Here is a 21873-nt window from a genome sequence, read left to right as displayed (position 1 = left end):
TCTTATGAAAAAGTCATTCAACATATACTTACTAGCGGCAGCTTTCATCACCCTTGCTTTCTCTCAATCCTGTGTGGAAGCAGAAGATTTGGTAACACCAAATGTAGCTTCTCCGGTTTTAATCCTACTCGAAGGAACTTCCTTCGGGGCAACCTCACCTGTCACCGTAGGATCCAAATTTTTGGAACTGGATAAGACCAATATTCTGGATCATACGAAAGGTATAGATTCTATACCTGTTCCAAATCTAGATATCGCGGTATTCATCAACAATACGAATGAAGTGGCCAGACTAGTAACCGGCACTGATGGCGCAGCTGATTTGGTAGTCTCTTGGGCTGATTTGGGGCTCTCCGAGGCTTCCAGCGGAAATTCTGTCAGATTAGAATTCGCAGGAACTTACAAAAATGTTCCATTTAGAAAATACCACACCATAAGAGTCAACTAACACTTTTAATAACATCAAAAAATCATTCAACAACCTTATTAAATCATGATAAACAACTCTATTAACAGACGAACTTGGATCAAATCCAGCCTAATGGCAATGGGAACAATGGCTGTCGCTCCAGCTTTTGCACTACCAAAAAATAAAGCATTGGCCGCATATCAGCCAGACTCTATTCTAAATGAGCACATCCCTTTGTTTAAATACAATGAAGCACGGATAGTTGCCAAGTTAAATGCAAATGAAAATCCTTATGGGCCTTCACCTAAAGTAATTAAAGCCATCTCTGACTCTATTTCCTTAGGCAATAGGTATGGACATGGAGAAGCAAAAGTACTCATCGATATGATTGCCGAGAAAGAAGGCGTGACACCTGATCACATCATGCTATCTCCAGGTTCATCAGATATTCTGGAAAAAGTTGCATTCGTACAGTTCATGAATGGCGGTAACGTGGTATCTGCAGATCCATCTTATATGTCCTTGATGAATACCGCGCAGAAACTAGGAGCCACCTGGAAGCCTTCTCTATTAACGGGTGACTTTCAGCATGACCTAGATGCTATGGCTAAAACCGTTGACTCAGAGACTAACCTTGTCTACATCTGCAACCCAAACAACCCGACAGGCTCCATCACAGACGCCAAGAAACTCAAAGCTTTCTGTTCGACTGTTTCTGAAAAAACACCTGTTTTCGTGGATGAGGCGTATCTAGAATTCCTTCAAAAGCCTGAAGAATCTTCCATGGTAGGACTCGTAGCTGAAGGCAAAGATGTAATCATCGCCAGAACCTTCTCTAAAGTCCATGGAATGGCCGGCTTAAGAATCGGTTACATGGTAGCACTTCCAGAGCGTATTGAAAGCATCACGTCGAAAGTAAGAAGTACAATGGGACTTTGCGTCACTTCTTTAAATGGGGCTATTGCAAGCTTAAAGGATCCTGGATTTATTACGAGTTGTAGAGAAATGAACACCGAATGCAGAGAGTACACTAAAGGTGAAATCGCGTCTCTTGGGTATGATATTATACCTTCAGAAACCAGCTTTATGATCTTCCCACTACGTATGGAGGGACAACCATTCATGAAAGGTATGTACGATAGCGGAGTAGGTATTCGAGTATTCAATATCGACAACAAACCATGGTGCCGAGTAAGCATGGGCACAAAAGAGGAAATGGAAATTTTCGTAGACGCTTTCAAAAAAGTGACAGCCTAGTAAGCAAAAATTCGTATGAGTATTGCACTTCAGAAGACTCTATCGCTGATTCTATTAATAGTTATTGGGATTTTTCTCCAGAAAAAACTACAAAATGAGGATCAGAAAAAAGGGTTAAAAACCATAATTCTAAACATCGCCTTACCGGCAATGATTTTTGTGGCTTTGTTGAAAATCGAAATCAACCCGGACCTTCTAATTCTTCCGGTATTGGCATTGGTTTTTAATATTGTGATGATCATCATTACCAAGTTCTCGCTACCATTCTTTGGTATCAAGGCAGATAGTCCGGCTATGCGAACACTGATGTTGCTTCTCCCTTCTCTTGCACCAGGGTTAACTTGTTTCCCATTTATTGTAGAATATCTAGGAGACGATGTACTGGCTTGGGCAGCACTTGCTGACATTGGCAACAAGTTATTCGTCTTAGTTCTAGCCTATTTGTTAGCAATGTCTTGGTATTACAAAAACCAACAACTCAAGGCTAAATCTAATGGGCAAAAGGTAAAAGAATTACTTCTAGCTATGGTAAGCGAGCCAATAAACCTGGTGATTTTAGTCGCCATTGGATTACTTAGCTTTGGATTTAATATGGAAAGTATGCCAGCATTCCTTAGCTCATCCATTGTTATGATGAAAGACATGATGACCCCGCTTGTCCTCTTATTCATCGGGATAGCAGTGATCTTCAAATGGGACCAGCTACGAATGATTTCATCTATCCTGACCTTTAGGGCAGGGTTCACCTTCTTACTTAGCGGATTATTCATCTGGCTTGTACCAATGCCTTCTGAGGCCGCAGTCTTACTGGCTGTAGTATTTCCTCAAAGCGCCGTTAGTTTTTGGCCTTTTGCACACATGTCCGCAATCAGAAAGCTTGAGTATGAAAATGAATCTCAAAAAGGCAATCCTACCTTTGACCTTGATCTTGGTATCAACGTTTTAGCAGTTTCTATGCCGTACAGCACCTTGTTGATTCTAGGTGTTTTTACATCAGGGAGCTATTTCACATCCCCACTACACGTCATCTCCATAGGAGGACTGCTAGTTGGAACCGCGTTGATTCCAAAGGCAATTCAAGTAGTCAAAAACGCAGATTTCAGTTTTGAAAATTTGAGAGAAAAAGTGCTTAAAGACAGTTCAGTTGAATAATACGATGTAGGTTAATAGAATAACCGATAGGTCTACTAATCAAAAATGCCCTAGCAAATTGCTGGGGCATTTTTTATACTATTTGGCTATGCTTTTACAAAGAACCTATCAACTCTGTGATTGGGTTTGGTTTTGGTGATTTTGATTATCTCTGATGGTGAAGAAATTAGAATCTACATTATTGGAAATCGCATTGATTTTCAATTGAAGACTATCGAGATATTCATGTAGTCCAAAACCAATAATCTCTCCCACTTCTGCAAATTCTAGCTTCGAACGCAATTCGCCAATTGCCTTCTCGGAGGAATTCATATATCCTCCGCCTAAATTTCCGGAAATATTGTGCAGGCATTTCTCTGCTTCTTTAATACAGTAGTAAATAGATCTAGGGAAATATTTATTCAGGACCAAAAACTCTACAACATTGGCAGATTCAATATTTCCATACAATCTCCGATAAGTATTGAATGCGGTGACAGATTTCAGCAATGCCATCCAATGCAAGAAATCGAGAGGCGTCCCTACCTGCTGATCTGCAGGCAAAAGAATGTGATACTTCACGTCCAAAATCCTAGAAGTCTTGTCAGCCCGCTCAAGATATTGCCCTAGTTGCCTGAAATACCAGCCTTCAATCCTCGCCACACTACTATCAGCAATCCCGTAAATCAATAAGATTTGGTTTTTAACCTTTTCAAAAAATGGCCTTGGATCCTCTTTCTTCCACACCTTTTTCTCCAAGCCTTCCTGCATCATATAATAAAGTTCATTGGCTTTCTCCCAAGTCTCCTTGTTGAGATTTTCCCGTATTATACGGGCATTCTCACGGGCATTCTTAATAGTTGAGAGCATTGAGTTCGGATTCTCGGCATCAAACCCTAAGAAGAATAAAACCTGATTTCTTTCGTAGCCAGTACACTTTTTCTCATAAAGAGCCAAATCTCCAGTAGCAGCGATCAGTGGATGCCACTGCTCCTTGAGATCTACAGGAAGATCCTGCATCAGATTGAAATTCACATCAATAAATCGCGCATAATTCTCCGCACGCTCCAGGTATCTACCCAGCCAATAAATACTATTCGCTACTCTACTTAGCATATTCGTTCTGTTATTTTAATATAAAACCCAAGTATCCTTACTGCCTCCTCCTTGCGAACTGTTCACCACCAGGGAACCTTTCTTTAAAGCAACTCTGGTGAGTGCCCCAGGAATTACTTCTATTTCCTCTCCATATAAAATATAAGGCCGCAAGTCCACATGCCTGCCACCAATTCCTTCATCAGTCAAAGTGGGTACGGTGGAAAGTGACAAGGTGGGCTGAGCGATGTAATTGGTTGGATTGTTTTTGATGAGTTCACGGAATTTCGCATGTTCTTCAGCATCCGCCTTAGGGCCGATCAGCATTCCGTATCCGCCCGCAGCGTTCGTTTCTTTCACTACCAATTCTTCAATATTATCCAATACGTATTGCCTGTCCTTCTCTTCTCGGCACAAGTAGGTCGGCACATTATTCAGGATTGGTTCTTCGTCCAGGTAATATTTTATGATTTTTGGAACATAAGCATAAACGGCTTTATCATCTGCCACACCAGTGCCTGGCGCATTTGCCAATGCGATATTTCCTGCCTTGTATGCTTCAAAAAGACCAGGAACTCCTAGCATAGATTCAGGATTGAAGGTTTCCGGATCCAAAAATGTATCATCTATCCGTCGGTAAAGCACATCGATCTGCTGCAATCCTTTGGTGGTCTGCATATACACACGCTTATTTTCTACGATAAGGTCCACACCATTTACCAGCTCTACGCCCATTTGCAAAGCGAGGTAGGAATGCTCATAGTATGCAGAATTATAAATCCCTGGAGTCAGTACTCCAACAACCGGCTTTGGCTTATCGGAGAGATTCTGAAGCATACGAAGGAGTTTTGTAGGGTAATTCGAAACTGGCATAACCCCTTTTTGATTGAAAATATCCGGGTAAACTCGCTTGATGATTTCACGACTCTCCAGCATATAAGAGACGCCTGATGGACATCGAAGATTATCTTCCAAAATGTAATACTCTCCATCTTTGGCCTTCACCAGATCAGTTCCAGTGATATGACACCAAATGCCTTTGGGAGGAGTGAGTCCAATGCAGGGCTCGAGGTAATCCTTACTTTTCAGGATAAGCTCTGAAGGCACTATTCCGTCCTTCAGGATTTTCCGCTCATTATAAATATCCTGAAGGAAAAGATTCAGCGCATGAGTTCTTTGCTTCAGTCCAGCTTCCAATTTCTGCCATTCCGAATTGGGTATTATCCTGGGTATAATATCCAGATGAAGGATTTTTTCCATCCCCTGATTGTCATGATAGACATTGAAAGTCATCCCCATCGAGCGCTGCGTCTGATTGGCAGAATGTTGCAGATGATTCATTTTCCTAGAACTAGTCTTCTTCAGGTGATTGTAAAACTCCGCATAATGCTCTCTGATCTCCCCTTCTGCGGAAATCATTTCATCGTAATGTTCTCCTGCGTTATATCCGTCTGTCTTCATAAGTTTATTTAAAATCAAACTAGGTTCAAAAAGATAGATGAAAAAGCGTAATTGTCAAAAATTTTAAGAAAATAGGCTCAAATTTCGATTAAAATAAATAATAACACCACATTTTGTTAAAAACAAGATTCATTTCTTACAAATACTTCAATGATGACAATCCAGTAGTTTATCTTATCCTCCATCATAAGTTATGAATTTATTCTTGCCTTAGATTGCATTGTTGGCAGAACTGTTGATTAAAAAATTCTATTTTCGAACCATGGTGAAAAGACTTTTAAAAATTCAGGACAATCAACTGGTAAAGAGAATTACGATTTGGAGACAAATCAAAGACGGACTTTTCATAGCTATCGGAGTTGTGATGGCTAGTATTGGCTTGAAAGGCTTTTTGCTCCCCAACGGTTTTTTCGACGGTGGTGCAATGGGCATGTCCCTACTTCTGGAAATGCTCACCCCAGTCAACCTTTCTGTACTTATTATCTTAGTCAATTTGCCATTCATCCTGTTAGGTGCCAAACAGGTTTCCTTACAGTTTGCCCTCAAAAGCTCAATTGCCATCTTTGGCTTAGCTTTTTTGGTACACTTCATAGAAGTTCCAGCAATCACTGCAGATAAACTGCTCATTGCCGTATTTGGAGGATTCTTCCTTGGGTCTGGAATTGGTTTCGCTATTCGTGGCGGTGCAGTTATCGATGGCACAGAAGTATTGGCGATATCAGTCAGCAGAAAATCAAGCCTAACGGTAGGGGATTTTATCACAATTTTCAATGTTTGCCTTTTTATAGTTGCGGCAATATTCGTAGGAATAGAAACGGCGATGTACTCCATGCTGACTTACTTCTCAGCTTCCAAAACGGTAGATTTCATCATCAATGGCGTAGAAGAATATTTAGGTGTGATGATCATGTCTCCACACAATGAAGACATCAAACAAATGATTTCTCACGATCTAGGAAGAGGAGTAACGGTGCTCAAGTCGGACGGAGGCTATGGCGACAAAGCCAATCAACTACCGGATAGAAAAGTATTATTCTGTGTGATTACTCGACTGGAAGTCACCAAAATGTTGTTAGAGATAGAAAAAATTGACTCCAAAGCCTTTGTAATCCAATACCCTATTAAGGATACTAAAGGAGGGATGATTAAGAAGAGACCGTTGCACTGAAATGAGCAATGGACAATTTTCAATTATCAATTTTCAAAGTTTAGTCAACTTGATCATTGAAACTTGAATTTGATAATTGATAATTTATTGCATCATATTCTTCTTCGTATTAAAGATGATCTTACCAAAAATCGCGCAAAGTTCTTCTGATTCCTTCAAAAGAACCGATCGAAGAATTGCATCTCCAAATTCAGAATAGGTTAATATTTTCAAGGTTGATCTAGATTCTTTTAACTCCTTTAAAACTATCCCATTTTTGTGCACAAAATCCTTTTTGCTCTCGGCACCTTGTGCTTCACCATAATTAAGGCACCCACCAGTAGCAGATCTAATTAATTGATTTCGCAAATGATTTTCGGCAAAAGTATCGCCTAAAGAATTACAAAATTTGATGGTTTCTCCAGCAAAACGAACTAGCCGTTCTTCTAAATCATATTTCTTATCCATAAAAAACCATTAAAAAAGCCCAATCGAATTTAATCCAATTGGGCCAAAATTTAATGATCAATTTTCAATGGTCAATAATTAAATTTCAAGGTTGAAGTCCTCAACACTTGTCCATTGAAACTTGAGTTTGAACTTTGATAATTTATGAAATCGTCGATCCACTCGCAGTTCCTTCATGCGGAACCATCAGCTTCAGTTTGCCGTCTTTGTCTTCTGCCATCAAAATCATTCCTTCAGAGTCGATTCCCATCATTTTTCTTGGGGCCAAATTGATCAACATAGTCACTTGCTTGCCTACCAAAAATTCAGGCTCGAAATGCTCAGCTACACCGCTAAGAACTGTTCTTTCACCTAGTCCAATATCAACTTTGAGTTTAAGTAATTTCTTGGATTTTGGCATTTTCTCCGCTTCCAAAATAGTCACTACTCTCATATCCAGCTTCGCAAAATCATCGTAGGTGATTATCTCCTTCATTGGAGTCACTGGTGCATTTTCAGCTTCATTCATCTTCTTGGCATCTAATAGTTTTTGTACTTGTTTTTCTACGGTTACATCTTCGATTTTTTCGAATAGCAATCCCATCTCTCCCAGTGAAGTTCCTGCTTTGAGAAGCTCACCTTGACCAGCCTCGGACCAGTCTATTTTTTCCATCCCAAAAAGATCCACCAGTTTCCCAGCAGTGAAAGGCAAGAAAGGCTCTGATACAATCGCAAGATTCGCAGCGATGTTCAATGCAATGTTTAAGATAGTTCCAGTACGGGCTTCGTCGGTTTTGATAACTTTCCAAGGTTCTGTGTCCGCCAGGTATTTATTGCCCAAGCGGGCCAAATCCATCACAATTCCCAAAGCCTCTCGGAATCGGTATCGCTCGATGGATGCGGCAATTTTCTCAGGGAATTCTGCCAATGCATCCAAAACCTCCTGATCATAGCCAGTCAATTCTCCACGCTGAGGGATGGTTCCCTGATAGTATTTATGTGTCAAAACCACGGCACGATTTACGAAATTCCCGTATATAGCAACCAGCTCTGAGTTATTTCTAGTTTGGAAATCCTTCCAGGTAAAGTCATTATCCTTAGTCTCAGGAGCATTAGCAGTCAGCACATAGCGAAGCACATCCTGCTTGCCTGGAAACTCCTCCAAATACTCATGCAGCCAAACTGCCCAGTTTCTGGAAGTGGAAATCTTGTCACCTTCCAGGTTCAAAAACTCATTTGCAGGGACATTATCTGGCAAAATATACTCCCCGTGGGTTTTAAGAATCGCAGGGAAAATAATGCAGTGGAACACGATGTTATCTTTTCCGATAAAGTGCACCAACTTAGTGTCTTTATCTTTCCAATACGGTTCCCAATCGATTCCCTTTTCAGCAGCCCATTCTTTGGTAGAAGAAATGTATCCAATCGGTGCATCAAACCAAACGTAAAGGACTTTGCCCTCCGCGTCTTGCAAAGGCACTTTGATTCCCCAGTCCAAATCACGGGTCATTGATCTAGCCTGCAAACCATCACCAGCTTCCAACCATGATCTACATTGTCCCAGTACATTATTTTTCCAATCTTCAGCGTGATCCTCTAGCACCCATTTTTTCAGAAAACTCTGATACTTCGCCAAGTCCAAAAACCAATGCTTGGTTTCTTTCAATACTGGAGTTCTTCCGCTTAGTTTTGACTTTGGGTTGATAAGATCTGTAGGGCTCAGCGAACTCCCACATTTCTCGCATTGATCACCATACGCATTTGGATTGCCACATTTAGGGCAAGTCCCTTCAATATAACGATCAGCCAAAAACTGATTGGCTTCCTCGTCATAATATTGCTCTGTACTTTGCTCGAGGAACTCGCCTTTTTCATACAAATCCTTGAAAAATCCCTGAGCAGTCTCATGATGGATCTGAGCAGAAGTACGGGAGTAGTGATCAAAACTGATCCCAAATTCCTGAAAACTCCCCTTCATGATCTGATGGTAGTGATCCACTACTTCCTGAGGGGTTTTACCTTCCTTTTTAGCTTTGATCGTAATCGCAACTCCATGCTCATCCGAACCACAGATGTATGCCACATCCTTGCCTAAGCTTCGCAAATAGCGCACATAAATATCTGAAGGGATGTAACATCCAGCTAAGTGACCAATGTGAAGTGGGCCATTCGCATAAGGAAGCGCAGAAGTAATGGTATATCTTTTGAAATTGGTATTGCTCATAATCATTCTAAGATTCGAAATAGTAAACCCCGCTTTGAAATATAAAATTCATTGCAGAATAAGGGTGCAAAGATAGGGAAATCAGGCTTAGGCTGCCTTAGGCATTTGCAAATTCATTACGGGCTTCATCTGTTAGAATGCCTTTATAAATAATAGAGATAGCCTGATCGTAGATGTCTGCAGGAGGAATCTTCATTCCATGTTGAATTGGCTCAGGAAACTGTGCGATGAATTTCGGATCCATAAGAGACTGTATCGCGGTAGCATAGAGCATCACGACCAAATTGACATTAACAGCAGGATTAACCAAACCCTCACTAATCCCTTGATCCAACAATTGTTTGAATCGTATATAAGCAGATTCCTTTATGTACTGCTCCAAGCCCTCCCAAATTTCAGGCGCATGTTCCCGCAGGTCTTCGAATAACTCAGGATTAATTGGGCCTAGCAGGGAAGCCATCACCGTCAATGTAGATTTAAGCTTCAGGGGAAAAGAAATGTATCGATTATCTACAATTGCCTCCACTTTGGCTGTGAGCTTAGTTTTGGTCACTTCAAAGGAAGCTGCCAGCAATTCAAATTTTCCTGGATAATACTTATAAAGTGTCTTTTTGCTCATGCCTAGCAACTGGGCAATATCGTCCATAGTGGTATGGCGATAGCCTTTTTCCAGAAAAAGCTTGTACGCTGCATCCAGAATTTTGCTTTCAATATTGGCTTTATTAGGCATGGGAGGGACAGAAATAATCAACAGCAAAGGTTTAAAATAATGCGAGGATATGCAATAGACTGCTACCGTCACTCCCCATAGCTGGGCTGATCGTATGAGAAAAAAATATTTGGTACTGTAAAAATTGGAAATAATACGAAAGCAAAATATTTAAACCCAATTTTACTTGACAGATTAGGTGAAAAAATTACTATTTTGGATTCTGACTACCTAAACAACCCATCAATTCAGATAGCAAAGGTCAAAATGATTGTAAGAAGCCGGTTTAATTCTGTAAACTCGATACTATTACCTCTCTTGCTTATTTTATTACTGGGTGCACTCGCCCTTCTTATAATATTCATTTCCTTCGAAGATGTAAAGAATGGGAAGGTAAATTCAATTTTCAAAACGCCAATCTATGGAAGTCTTATTCTATTTGTAGCGATTATTGGGACCGTCATTCACTACATAAAAATGTGTAAATCTATCGAGATTGATAGCAAGGGAATAAACGTCAGCAATCTTTTCAATAAGCAATCTATACTCTGGAGCGAGATTAATACGATTGAATTGATCGGTAAAAGCCAAGTTGCAAATTCCCCCTTGGACGCAACAATCCTTAACCTCAAAAATGGCAGGAAAATCGACTTAATAGCTTCCCGTTATGAAAATATGCCTGCCATCAGAAAAACGCTCCAGCAAATAATTGAGAGCAATGATCAAATTTTGCTCAGCCCACTTAAGGCAACTTCGAAAGTTGACACTACTGACACTATACACCTCAGTAAAATGACAAAATACAGTGGAAACCATATCCTATCATTTAATGGAATTCTGCTTTACGGGTGGATAATCTTCTCAATTTTTATAGTATTTACTTATCCTAATTCTGGAGGTCTAATTATAGGACTCGTTGTAATGTTTGGTGTCTTATATGGTTCTCTCGGCCTCCAACTTCACTATTTTTATATGGACCAAAAAAACCTAGTAGTAAAAAATCATGTATGGCCATGGGTGAATGATAAATACCGAATAGAAGACATTAAACAAGTCATAATAGAAGCACCATATAAAAAATCAACCTCATTAAGAGTAATCACAAATGGCTTCATCTCAAAACTGTATTCTGGGGGAAGTTTGAAATTCAGTATGTGGAAAAAGTTCTTAAAGGATATTCAAAATTTTAATATTGACGCAAAAAATGAAGCTGGCTTTTAGCGCACCATAATTCCTTCGTGCATGTTTCAGCTCATTATGTTTTGTCCTTTCATCTGATAGAATTAACATTTCCATTTCTCCTTTCTTGGCGATCTCTGCGACTTTGCGGTAAGTATATATTATTTTTACAAGCCCTAATTTTTCTAAAAAGCCCATGAATCCACAGGAAGCCGAACAGCGAATTGCCCAACTGAGCCAAGAAATCAACTATCACAACAACCTCTATTACCAGGACAGCAATCCTGAGATCTCGGATTTTGAGTTCGATAAGCTTCTGGAAGAACTGATCGCTTTAGAAACCAACTTCCCTGATTTGCTCGATCCCGACAGTCCAAGTCAGCGGGTCGGCGGGACGATCACCAAGGATTTTCAAACGGTGGAACATAGCACCAAAATGCTTTCGCTGGGAAATACGTATTCTGTAGAAGAACTTGTAGCCTTTGATGAGCGAGTAGTCAAGGGACTCGGACACACGGATTTTGAATACTTCTGTGAAATGAAATTCGATGGTGTTGCCATCTCCTTAGTCTATGAAAATGGGCGTTTGGTAAGAGCTGTCACACGAGGCGATGGATACCGAGGAGATGATGTCACTGCAAATGTGCGTACGATCCGAAATATCCCTTTGGAAGTAAAGGGTGACAATATTCCGGCAAGATTCGAGGTGCGTGGAGAGATATTTTTACCCTTGAAAGAATTCCAGAAAATCAATGCAGAACGTGATGAAGCAGGCGATGCCCTTCTGGCAAATCCTCGAAATGCAGCTTCTGGTACGCTGAAAATGCAGGATTCCTCCATAGTCGCCAAGCGTAGACTGAATTGCTATTTCTACCAGTTGCTTGGTGATGAACTCTCTGTAAATACACATTCGGAAGCGATTTCCCTCATTGAAAAATGGGGGTTCAACGTCTCTCAAACCTATAGAAAAGTAGCGGACATCCAGGCAGTTATCAATTACATAGAAGACTGGAAAGACAAGCGCTTTGAGCTTCCCGTTGATACTGATGGAGTAGTTTTGAAAGTCAATAATTACGATCAACGCGAGGAACTGGGTTTTACAGCCAAGAATCCCCGATGGGCGATTGCTTACAAATACAAGGCAGAAAGTGCGGAGACGGAACTGCTATCTGTGACGTATCAAGTCGGACGAACAGGCGCGATTACGCCAGTAGCGAATCTTTCACCTGTGAGTTTGGCAGGAACTACGGTGAAGCGGGCTTCCCTCCACAATGCCAATGAAATTGAGCGCCTGGATCTACATGAGGGTGATTTTGTCTTTGTGGAAAAAGGCGGAGAAATCATCCCGAAAATTACTGCGGTAAATCCTGACAGAAGAAGTTCAGAAGCAAAACCTATTTCCTACATCACCCACTGCCCGGAATGTGGCACTGAACTGGAGCGCAAGGAAAGTGAAGCCAAGCATTACTGCCCAAATGCGGAATCCTGCCCACCACAAGTACTGGGAAGAATTGAACACTTTGTGTCTAAACGCGCAATGGATATAGATTCCATGGGAACGGAGCGTATCAGAGCCTTGATAGACCAGGGATTCATCATTGACCCATCTGACATTTATGCTTTGGAAGCTAAAAAAGAAGAATTGCTCGGACTGGAAATGTCTCAGGATCAATATGAAACCGAAGGTGATGGCATTCTTTATATCACCTTAGAAAAGGCGCTCTATGCTTTAACTGAAGGAATTACTTCTAAGCAGGTTCATGATTTCTTGGACGAACACACCGAGTTACCGTTGGCAGAAGTGCTGAAGGCTTTTCAGGATCAAATCAGAAAATGGAAGAAGAAAGTACCTTCCAACACTGCAATGATCGATTACCTAATTTCGAATCTCAAAGATCACAACCTTCCCAAGCTTGAAGATTACGTTCCAGTTGCTGTAGTTCTGGACCTATTCCTGAGCAGAAAAGTAGATTTCAACCAAGTCCTTGAAGTCAGCAAAAAAGAAGGAACGGTTCACGGAATTCTTCTTAAACTCAACCTTGATCTCAATCAGGAATTAACAGATCGGATCAAAAAACTCAAAGCAAATACCTTTCAGGACGGAGTCATCAAAAATATGATGGAAGGAATTGCCACCTCTAAAAATCAGCCTTTCGAAAAAGTTCTTTTCGCATTGGGGATTAGAAATATCGGCGAGAACACCGCTCAGTTGCTTGCCAGACATTTTGGTACAATTGAGAAATTGGAAGCTGCTACTTCTGAGCAGTTATTAGATATTAATGGTGTGGGAGAAACGCTGGTTCATAGTATTCACGACTTTTTCGCACAGGCAAAAAACCAAGAGATCATCACTCGCCTGAAAGGTTTCGGATTGAAATTCGAAGTGGATGAAAGCGAATCGGTCAAACTTGGGAATTCACTTGAAGGCAAGAGAATTTTAGCCAGCGGAAAATTAGTGCATTTCAAACGCGATGAAATCAAAGACACCGTCATAGCACATGGTGGACAGTATATTTCCTCAGTATCCAAAAATCTTGATTTCATCATCGAAGGCGAAGATATGGGGCCAAGCAAAAAAGAAAAGGCTCAAAAGCTCGGCGTTCCTATGATTAGCGAAGAGGAGTTTTTGAAGATGATAGGTGGTTCGTAGGGGCGAATCATCATTCGCCCTTTTATAATATCCCTACCATCAAGATTTGTAAAACATATCATCATCCCAATTAGAAGGATTGTTCAAGATGTAATTGGAGATATTGGCATGTGATCTTTCATTCCGAATTACATGGTCATGATAGCTCCTTTGCCACACATTATAGATATCTGTATTTGCCCGATGCCATTTGGTTACACCGATCTTATATCCTCTAACAATGGATCCTATGGTTTTTGAAGGTGACTTGAATTCTGTGTTGGGTAGTTGAAGGGGCGAATCAATATTCGCCCTAGCCCCTTCATGGTAATTGGGCGAATGTTTATTCGCCCCTACAGAATCAACAATTTCAATGATTCCATGAATATGATTTGGCATAACAACAAATTCATGAAGAACAACTTCAGGATAATGTAACGGTATCTCAAACCAACCCTCTTGAACCACCCAACCAGATTTACTAAGGGACATGATTTGTCTCTTTCCTCTTTTCAAAATTTCTCCAAAAAAACATTCTCGCCTATAGCAGCAGATTGTAATAAAATATAGACCAGCCTTAGAATAATCATATCCCTTTAATCTAACAGATCGACGATGATGAAAATTAGGATCGTATGTCATGATAAATAAAAATTTGGTCATTAATCATTCTAAAAAATCATATTAAATATACCAAAAATCAATTTCAACATGATAGGTAGGGGCGAATAATCATTCGCCCTATCGGAACAATGGTTGAGATTGAATCTGGGCGAATATTGATTCGCCCCTACGTAGGCGTTTTTTTCAAAAAACAGAATGTCAATTCCTCTCATCCCATTATCTTTAGCCTCCCAAACCTTATACCCATGCACCAACTTAAAGGAACCGGCGTAGCCCTTGTCACCCCATTTCATGACGATTACTCTATTGATTTCGAAGGACTAAAACGTCTAATCGATCATGTGATCGACGGCGGAGTGGATTATTTGGTGGTTTTGGGTACGACTGGGGAGACAGTTACGCTTACCTCTACAGAGAAAAAACAAGTGCTAAATGCCTGTTTAGAATACAATGCCGGACGTGTGCCTGTAGTCTATGGCATGGGTGGCAATAATACCATGTCGGTATTGAGTGATATCGCAAACACAGATTTCACTGGTATTACGGCAATTCTATCTGTAAGCCCATATTATAACAAACCTACTCAAGCAGGGATTGTTGCGCATTACAAAGCAATAGCCGATGCTTGTCCAGTGCCAGTGATTTTGTATAATATCCCAGGCAGAACGATGTCTAACATCACGGCCGAAACCACCCTTAGTCTCGCTGAGCATTCCAACATCATCGGCATGAAAGAAGCTAGTGGAAACTTGGAGCAGTGTATGCAAATCGCTGCTAAAATGCCAAAAGACTTCTTGCTTGTTTCCGGTGATGACCTAATGACCAAAGCTCTCTATAGTATTGGCGGATCGGGAATTATCTCCGTGATGGCAAATGCGCTTCCTGCGACATTCAAAGCCTTGTGCCATGGTTCAGAAGAAGAAAGTCTTCAGGCCGCATTTTCGCTCTTGCCGCTGAATAGCCTTATGTATGAAGAAAGCAATCCTGTAGGGATTAAAAATCTACTTAGTCACATGGGAATTTGCGACGATCAGGTAAGACTACCCATGTTACGTGCAAGCTTAGGTCTAAACCAAAAGATCAAAGCAGAATTTCAAAAACTCAAGTAAGAATGCAAAATGCCAGATCGATATCTGAACTCAACAGGCTGATACAATTGGCCTTGGAGACGGAATTGGATCCGGTGATTTGGGTGATCGGTGAAATCGCAGATTTTCGCCAGGCTCCGCAAGGGCATGCCTATTTTGAATTAGTAGAAAAGCAGGGAAATACCGTACAAGCGAAGATCAAAGCAAACCTTTGGTCTTTTGCCTATAGAGCCGTAGCAGCAAGATTTGAATCTATTACAGGATCCAGCATCAAGAACGGCATGAAAGTACTAGCTCAAGTAGCAGTGAACTTCCATCCTGTCTATGGACTGAGCATCAATGTAAAGGATATCGACCCCTCCTTTTCCTTGGGTGAAAGAGCTAGAATCCGCCAAGAAACCATCGATAGACTTTCCCAGGAAGGTTTGCTTCGTCTAAATGGAAGGCATATTCTACCTGCAGTTATCCAGAGAATCGCGATTATCAGCAGTCCGACCGCAGCTGGTTACGGTGACTTTGTTAATCAATTGGAAAATAATGCCTACGGTTACCAAGTTTATCACAAGCTATTTCCTTCAGCAATGCAAGGAAATGAAGCGGTGGTCTCTTTGACCAGAAGCTTGGATGAAATAGATGGGTTAAAAGAAGAGCTGGGAATAGAAGCCGTCGTAATAATACGGGGTGGTGGTGCACAATTGGATTTGGATTGCTTTGATGATTACAGGCTTGCTGCCAAAATTGCAAATTTCCCGCTACCGGTCTTAACTGGAATCGGGCATGAGCGGGATGAAAGCATTGCAGATTTGGTGGCACACACCAAACTCAAGACTCCAACAGCAGTGGCCGAGTTTTTACTTTCAGGCTTTCGGGAATTTGAAGAGAATCTTGGATTGGCAATGCTTCGTCTGGATCGGGCAACGCGACAAAAACTTGCCGAAGAGCAAAACAGAATCCATCAAACCTCTCATCAGATAAAGGCTTTGGCGGAAAGCCGACTGAAACTTGAAGCAGAGAAGTTAAATTCTTCGATTACTCGCATACGAATTTCTGGAAGAAACATACTTCAGATTCAGGAAAACAACTTGGCTTCATTTGAGAAAAACATGATTCGGGGATTGGATACTTTTTTGAAAAAGGAAAAGCAAAACCTAGACTCCAAGGAATCTTTGCTTCGCCAATTGGATCCAGCCTCCATATTAGCCAGAGGATACACGCGCTCAGAAATCTATGGAAAGCCCATTAATACTGCAAAAATCCAGCTAGGGGATAATTTGCAAACCCATACGTCCAAGTATAAAATCAGCAGCACAATTACACAAATTGAGGAAAAATGAGTGAACTAAAGTACAATGAAGCTATGAGCCGATTGGAGACAATATTGGCGGAGCTAGAGGAAGGAAAGAAAAGTGTTGACGAACTTTCTGCACTAGTAAAAGAAGCGGCTGAGCTCGTGAAATCCTGCAGAACTAAGCTAAAAACCACAGAGGAGGACATCAAAAAAGCCTTTGAAGGCGCTTAAATTTTTATTTAAAATATACTTTTTTCCGCTTTTATCTGTTTTAAATATAATTCCATGCAGGGTATTGGCATATTTGTTGCCAAATTTGCAATCAAGTCCTACGCTAAGGTCATTTCACTTATTTAGGAATCTCTATTATGTCAACTCTTTTCAAGCTTTCCGCACTAGTTATATTTCTTTTTGCCAGTATAAATTTACCGGCCCAGAGCTTTTATAAAGAGAAAAATTCGAGAGACAATATTCTGAGCATTGGGGTTGGTCCTTCTTTCGCTTATATGGATAATGGTGGACAATACCGAGCTATAAATTTTGAAATAAAGCCTTCAATTTCTGCTTCATTGACCAAAAGGTTAAATGACCGATTTGAGGTAAGGGCAACCGGTGGCTTACAATGGATCTCTAGTGGAGGTGACCCTAACAAAGCTGTAACCGATATATGGGCCGCGAACAATTCAGCATTTACCGCAGTAGGATCTGTTTATTATTTTGACATTATGCCAAGTATGTATGTTGTCCCTTTTGGAAATCATATGAACAGAAGCATGTTTAATTTCTACATTGGCCTTGGCCTTGGAGTAATGCATGCAAACACAGATCAAACCAAATCTTTTAGTGAAGATGAAATACCGACCAATGAAAAAATCACCACAGGTTATGTACCAATCAGAGGCGGAGTGAGCTATACGCTTGGGCCGTATTCAGACATTGCTTTGGAAGGGACCTTGCTAGCAACTTTCACCGACAACCTAGATGGAAATGTAGGTTTCAATAGATTTGGAGACCATCTGGTACAGGGACAAATCGTTTATAGAAGATATTTCTTCTCCCAGTTTAAGGATTAAAAAACCATACAAGACACATTGAAAAGAAAGCCCGTTCATCTCTGAAGAACGGGCTTTCGTTTGTTTAGGAAGTCACCTCCAAAAATTTCCGAGGAAGGGAGATTAGCAGATTTTGGTAAATACCAGGAATTCTAATCAGGAAGTAATCCTTATTCCCTTTCTCAATAACTTCTCCAGTCATATTCTGAAGAGGCCCGCCGATGACTAGTACTTTTTCTCCTGGATCAATACTAGACCCGTCAGATTCAACGCCTACACCAGTTTCTATAACCCGCTTAATAATATCCAGATCTTCTTCTCGTACAGTGGCATGATTCCCGGAAAAATGAACAAATTTAACTCCTCCAGGAACCTGTAGACATTCCCAAAGTTGGTTTCGTTTCGTTTTAACGAAAACATACCCATTGAACATGGCTCTTTGCACTTTCTTCTTACGGTCCGACCATTGCCGCAGCTCCTCAATCATCGGCAAATAGACTTCAAAGCCTCTTTCCTTCAATCTATCTGCCACTTTCTTTTCAGATCGTGAAGTTGTGTACATCACATACCACTTTAGTTCTTCCATCTCTTCATTCAACTATTTGGGATGGCGAACTTACAAATTCCATGCTTGAAAGGGAAAAAATATATCCCTCAAAACATAAAAAACCTCCGAGACATAGCCCCGGAGGTTTTAACAAAAAAAACCACCAACCTTAATCCAATCAAGATTTAAGTTTGCTGATTCTCATGTTGAGTTTATCTGCCAACAAATACATGACTGGTACGATGACTAACGTAAGGAAGGTCGCAAAGGTTAACCCAAATATTACCGTCCAAGCCATCGGCCCCCAGAAAGCTGCGTTATCCCCTCCCACATAAAACTGTGGATCAAATGAGCTAAGCAAAGTCCCGAAATTAATGTTCATACCAATCGCTAAAGGAATCAATCCTAATACCGTTGTGATCGCAGTCAACAACACTGGACGTAGTCTGGTTTTACCAGATTCCACAATACTTGCTATCATCAGTGGGAAAGGCAAATGCTCTTTTGGCCCCATACCAAGCTCGTCTCTTTTTCGCTCACGCACCAAGTTGGTGTAGTCAATCAACACGATCGCATTGTTTACTACAACACCGGCCAAGGAAATAATCCCGATACCTGTCATGATCACAACGAAATCCATATTGAAAATCACTAGGCCCAAAAACACCCCAATGGTACTCAAAACAACCGACGCCATGATAATAAATGGAGTGGTAACGGAATTAAACTGCGCCACTATGATTAAGAAAATCAAGGAAACTGCAATTCCCAAGGCGCCCATCAAGAACTCCATTGATTTCTGCTGCTCTTCCTGCTCACCAGTGTACTTTACTGAAATTCCATCAGGCACTTCGTGGTTTTGAAGAGCTGCTTGAATCTGTGAATTCACCACAGTGGCATTGTAGCCATCGAGCACATTGGAATAAATCGTTATGGCTTTCTCTAGATCTTTTCTTTTTACCGATCCATAGGTAGAACCATATTTCACTTCAGCTACAGCTGATATAGGCACTTCTCGTTTCTCACCAAACTTATCTCTAAAGCCAATCTTCTTATTGACCAAGGTATTGATATCGTATCTAAAACCTTCTTTTAACCTCAGCTGAATAGGATAATCATCCTCTCCTTCTTTGTATTTGGAAACTTCCAAACCAAAAAGCGCAGTCCTAAGGTCAGTTGCTATTTGGGATGTGGAAAGCCCAAATCTCCTAGCTTTTTCACGATCTATATCCAAAATAACTTCTGGGTTGCCAAGTGACAAATCAGACTTCAATTCTTCAACACCCGGAATATTTTGATCGTTTAGGTATTCTCTTGTTTTGTTGACAAAAGCAATCAACTGATCATAGTCTTCTCCAGCAAACTCCAAATTGATCGCTTTTCCTACTGGAGGTCCATTTCTCTGCTTATCTACAGTCACCAAAACACCCGGATATTTCACAGCCAAGTCACGAATCACCTCCATAGCACCATTCGTATTTACGCCTTGTCTGTCGATGTAATCCACAAATCCTATGGTGATCTTGGCTTTGTGCGGAGTTGGCTGATTGCTCGGCCCCTCAATTGGATCGCCTGTACCTTCGCCAACCTGGGAAATAACAGACTCCAAAATATCCTCATAATCTGCTAGCGCCACCATTAGTTCGTCTTCCATCTCATCCACAAAATCATTTGTGGCTTCTATATCCGTTCCGATTGGAAATTCCACAAAGACATTGATCAGCTGCGGCTGGTTATCTGGAAAAAAGAGTACCTCAGGAGCTCTAACTACAAGCAACATCAGGGATAAAACTAGCAATAAGACAGTTCCGCCTAAGAACCCGTAGGGCTTTTTACCATTGAGCGCATAAGTCAATATAGACTCATACATGTTTTCCAACTTAACCAAAAACACTGTCTGAAACCATCGGATTGCCTTTCTCAGCAGAAAGACATTGAAGACAGTCAGCAAGGAACCAATTAGCATCAAAGAACCGAAAGCTGTCCAACCTATCAGATAAAACAGTGTAGAGAAAACCAATAAAACCCCTGCTACAATGATGGATTTTTGCTTCGGCTTATCTTTTGTTACATCCTCAACTTTCATATATAGCGCGGTCAACACTGGATTTATAACCAGCGCTACAAAAAGGGAAGATGATAATACGATAATCAAGGTAATAGGAAGGAACTTCATAAACTCCCCTACCGTATCCTGCCAAAAAGCCAGTGGAAGGAATGCAGCCAGCGTAGTAGCAGTAGAGGTTATAATCGGCCAGGCTACTTCTCCCACACCTTCTTTTGCTGCTTGCACAGCGCTCTTTCCTTCGGACATCAATCGATAGATATTCTCTACCACCACAATACCATTATCCACCAGCATACCCAGTGCAAGAATCAAAGAGAAAAGCACCATGAGGTTCAGTGTAATCCCAAATGCATTCAGCACCAAGAATGAAATAAACATGGAAAGTGGGATCGCGATACCTACAAAAAGTGCGTTCCTGAAACCTAGGAAAAACATCAATACCAACACCACTAGAATCACCCCAAAAATGATGGAGTTTTCCAAATCAGAAACTTGAAGTCTGGTCGCTTTAGACTGATCGTTTGTAATAGTAATTTCGAGATCCGGAGGAAACCTATTTGCTTTAGTTTCATCTATTATCTCCTTGATTTTATCTGCAGCATTCAACAAGTTCTCTCCACTACGTTTCACCACGTTGATCGTGACTACCGGTAGATTCTTGCTTCTGGCATAAGTCGTTCTCTCTTTATAAGTATCTTTTACCTCTGCTATATCCCGTAGGTAAACGATCTTCTGATTATCAGTTTTGACGATAATATCCAACAAATCCATAGGATCTGTAAATTCACCATCAACACGTAGGGTGCGTTGAAAATCTCCAGCACGAATATTTCCTCCTGAGATCGTTACATTTTCTGACTGAATCGCAGAGGAAATATCACCAAAACTCACCCCAACTGATTCCATTTTATAGGGATCGGCGTTGATTTGAATCTCACGCTCTACAGTCCCAGCTAAGTCGGCCTTGGATATTTCAGCAAGTTTCTCAATCTCATCCTCTAGATATTCCCCAAATTTCTTCAATTCTGCTTCTGAGTAATTACCCGAAATATTCACATTCATAATCGGGAAATCGGAGGTATTGATCTCCAATACATTTGGATCTTGATCCAAGTCTGTAGGTAATTCGCTCTTTGATTTATCTACAGCATCCTTTACATCCTGTATCGCCTTAGAGATTTCCACACCTGGATTGAACTCTACTACTATAGAGGAAAAGTCCTGAACTGATGTGGAAGTGATATCCTTTACGTCGTTGATAGATTTGAGCTCCTTTTCAATCGGTCTGGTGATTAGATTTTCCATATCCACTGGGGAATTCCCAGGATAAGGTGTGCCCACATAGACTGTAGGTATTACAATCTCCGGAAAACTCTCCTTTGGCATATTGCGATAAGCACTTAAGCCAAGAAAAGAAATGATCAGTGTAAGGATCACCACTGAGGTGGAGTTATCTACAGATAAACTGGATAACCCAAACTCTCGTGTTTTTATTGGTTTTTGATTTTCCGACATCTT

General features: G+C 40.9%; 18 protein-coding genes. 10 read left to right on the top strand and 8 right to left on the bottom strand.

The annotated features are described in order from the left end of the window. Positions 1–4: 4 nt before the first annotated feature. From QOL76_RS15815 to QOL76_RS15805, 3 genes are read left to right on the top strand one after another with little or no spacing between them, the layout of a single operon-like run. A complete protein-coding gene (locus QOL76_RS15815; protein ID WP_283413944.1) occupies positions 5–448 on the top strand; it encodes a hypothetical protein in 444 nt (147 codons plus the stop codon). A gap of 45 nt (positions 449–493) precedes the next feature. Continuing rightward, positions 494–1666 (top strand): pyridoxal phosphate-dependent aminotransferase, encoded by a 1173-nt coding sequence (locus QOL76_RS15810; protein ID WP_346771416.1) that lies wholly within the window; start codon positions 494–496, stop codon positions 1664–1666. Positions 1667–1681: 15 nt separating this feature from the next. Beyond that, entirely contained in the window at positions 1682–2818 is a 1137-nt protein-coding gene (locus tag QOL76_RS15805; RefSeq protein ID WP_283413943.1) for an AEC family transporter, read from the top strand. A 108-nt stretch (positions 2819–2926) separates the two neighbouring features. Here QOL76_RS15805 and QOL76_RS15800 read toward each other — a convergent pair whose 3' ends face one another. Then, on the bottom strand, positions 2927–3913 hold the full coding sequence (locus QOL76_RS15800) for an alpha-E domain-containing protein (protein WP_283413942.1): 987 nt from the start codon (positions 3911–3913) through the stop codon (positions 2927–2929). A 15-nt stretch (positions 3914–3928) separates the two neighbouring features. Beyond that, complete coding sequence (locus QOL76_RS15795) at positions 3929–5353, bottom strand: circularly permuted type 2 ATP-grasp protein (protein WP_283413941.1); 1425 nt, start codon at positions 5351–5353, stop codon at positions 3929–3931. Positions 5354–5615: 262 nt separating this feature from the next. Between QOL76_RS15795 and QOL76_RS15790 the strand changes: the two genes are divergently transcribed. Then, entirely contained in the window at positions 5616–6521 is a 906-nt protein-coding gene (locus QOL76_RS15790; protein ID WP_283413940.1) for a YitT family protein, read from the top strand. A gap of 84 nt (positions 6522–6605) precedes the next feature. Here the strand turns inward: QOL76_RS15790 and QOL76_RS15785 are convergent, their stop codons facing one another. From QOL76_RS15785 to QOL76_RS15775, 3 genes are all read right to left on the bottom strand, one after another. Next, on the bottom strand, positions 6606–6968 hold the full coding sequence (locus tag QOL76_RS15785; RefSeq protein WP_283413939.1) for a four helix bundle protein: 363 nt from the start codon (positions 6966–6968) through the stop codon (positions 6606–6608). A 142-nt stretch (positions 6969–7110) separates the two neighbouring features. Beyond that, positions 7111–9171, bottom strand: coding sequence for a methionine--tRNA ligase (metG, locus tag QOL76_RS15780; protein WP_283413938.1), 2061 nt, complete (start codon positions 9169–9171; stop codon positions 7111–7113). 97 nt (positions 9172–9268) lie between these two features. After that, positions 9269–9901: a TetR/AcrR family transcriptional regulator gene (locus QOL76_RS15775; RefSeq protein WP_283413937.1), complete on the bottom strand. Its 633-nt coding sequence runs from the start codon at positions 9899–9901 to the stop codon at positions 9269–9271. A gap of 456 nt (positions 9902–10357) precedes the next feature. Here QOL76_RS15775 and QOL76_RS15770 point away from each other — a divergent pair, with 456 nt between their 5' ends. Further along, positions 10358–11101: a hypothetical protein gene (locus QOL76_RS15770; protein WP_283413936.1), complete on the top strand. Its 744-nt coding sequence runs from the start codon at positions 10358–10360 to the stop codon at positions 11099–11101. A gap of 154 nt (positions 11102–11255) precedes the next feature. Then, a complete protein-coding gene (ligA, locus tag QOL76_RS15765; RefSeq protein WP_283413935.1) occupies positions 11256–13709 on the top strand; it encodes an NAD-dependent DNA ligase LigA in 2454 nt (817 codons plus the stop codon). Positions 13710–13748: 39 nt separating this feature from the next. Here ligA and QOL76_RS15760 read toward each other — a convergent pair whose 3' ends face one another. Then, positions 13749–14180, bottom strand: coding sequence for a transposase (locus tag QOL76_RS15760; RefSeq protein WP_283413934.1), 432 nt, complete (start codon positions 14178–14180; stop codon positions 13749–13751). A 377-nt stretch (positions 14181–14557) separates the two neighbouring features. On the opposite strand from QOL76_RS15760, the gene dapA reads away from it, so the two are divergent. From dapA to QOL76_RS15740, 4 genes are all read left to right on the top strand, one after another. Continuing rightward, a complete protein-coding gene (gene dapA, locus QOL76_RS15755; protein WP_283413933.1) occupies positions 14558–15421 on the top strand; it encodes a 4-hydroxy-tetrahydrodipicolinate synthase in 864 nt (287 codons plus the stop codon). Positions 15422–15423: 2 nt separating this feature from the next. Next, positions 15424–16734, top strand: a complete 1311-nt coding sequence (gene xseA / locus QOL76_RS15750) for an exodeoxyribonuclease VII large subunit (RefSeq protein ID WP_283413932.1) — start codon at positions 15424–15426, stop codon at positions 16732–16734. Then, entirely contained in the window at positions 16731–16919 is a 189-nt protein-coding gene (gene xseB / locus QOL76_RS15745) for an exodeoxyribonuclease VII small subunit (protein ID WP_283413931.1), read from the top strand. The genes xseA and xseB overlap by 4 nt, the downstream gene beginning before the upstream one ends. Positions 16920–17056: 137 nt before the next feature. Beyond that, complete coding sequence (locus tag QOL76_RS15740; protein WP_283413930.1) at positions 17057–17761, top strand: hypothetical protein; 705 nt, start codon at positions 17057–17059, stop codon at positions 17759–17761. 64 nt (positions 17762–17825) lie between these two features. On the opposite strand, the gene QOL76_RS15735 is transcribed toward QOL76_RS15740, so the two are convergent. Together QOL76_RS15735 and QOL76_RS15730 are read right to left on the bottom strand one after the other, a co-directional pair. Then, positions 17826–18326 (bottom strand): UpxY family transcription antiterminator, encoded by a 501-nt coding sequence (locus QOL76_RS15735; protein ID WP_283413929.1) that lies wholly within the window; start codon positions 18324–18326, stop codon positions 17826–17828. Positions 18327–18465: 139 nt separating this feature from the next. Beyond that, positions 18466–21870: an efflux RND transporter permease subunit gene (locus tag QOL76_RS15730; protein WP_283413928.1), complete on the bottom strand. Its 3405-nt coding sequence runs from the start codon at positions 21868–21870 to the stop codon at positions 18466–18468. Positions 21871–21873 lie beyond the last annotated feature (3 nt).

The organism is Algoriphagus winogradskyi (genome assembly GCF_900182815.1).
Classification (GTDB): Bacteria; Bacteroidota; Bacteroidia; order Cytophagales; family Cyclobacteriaceae; genus Algoriphagus; species Algoriphagus winogradskyi.
The sequence above is the reverse complement of the archived record's forward strand: the minus strand, read 5'-3'. Positions and strand labels throughout refer to the sequence as shown.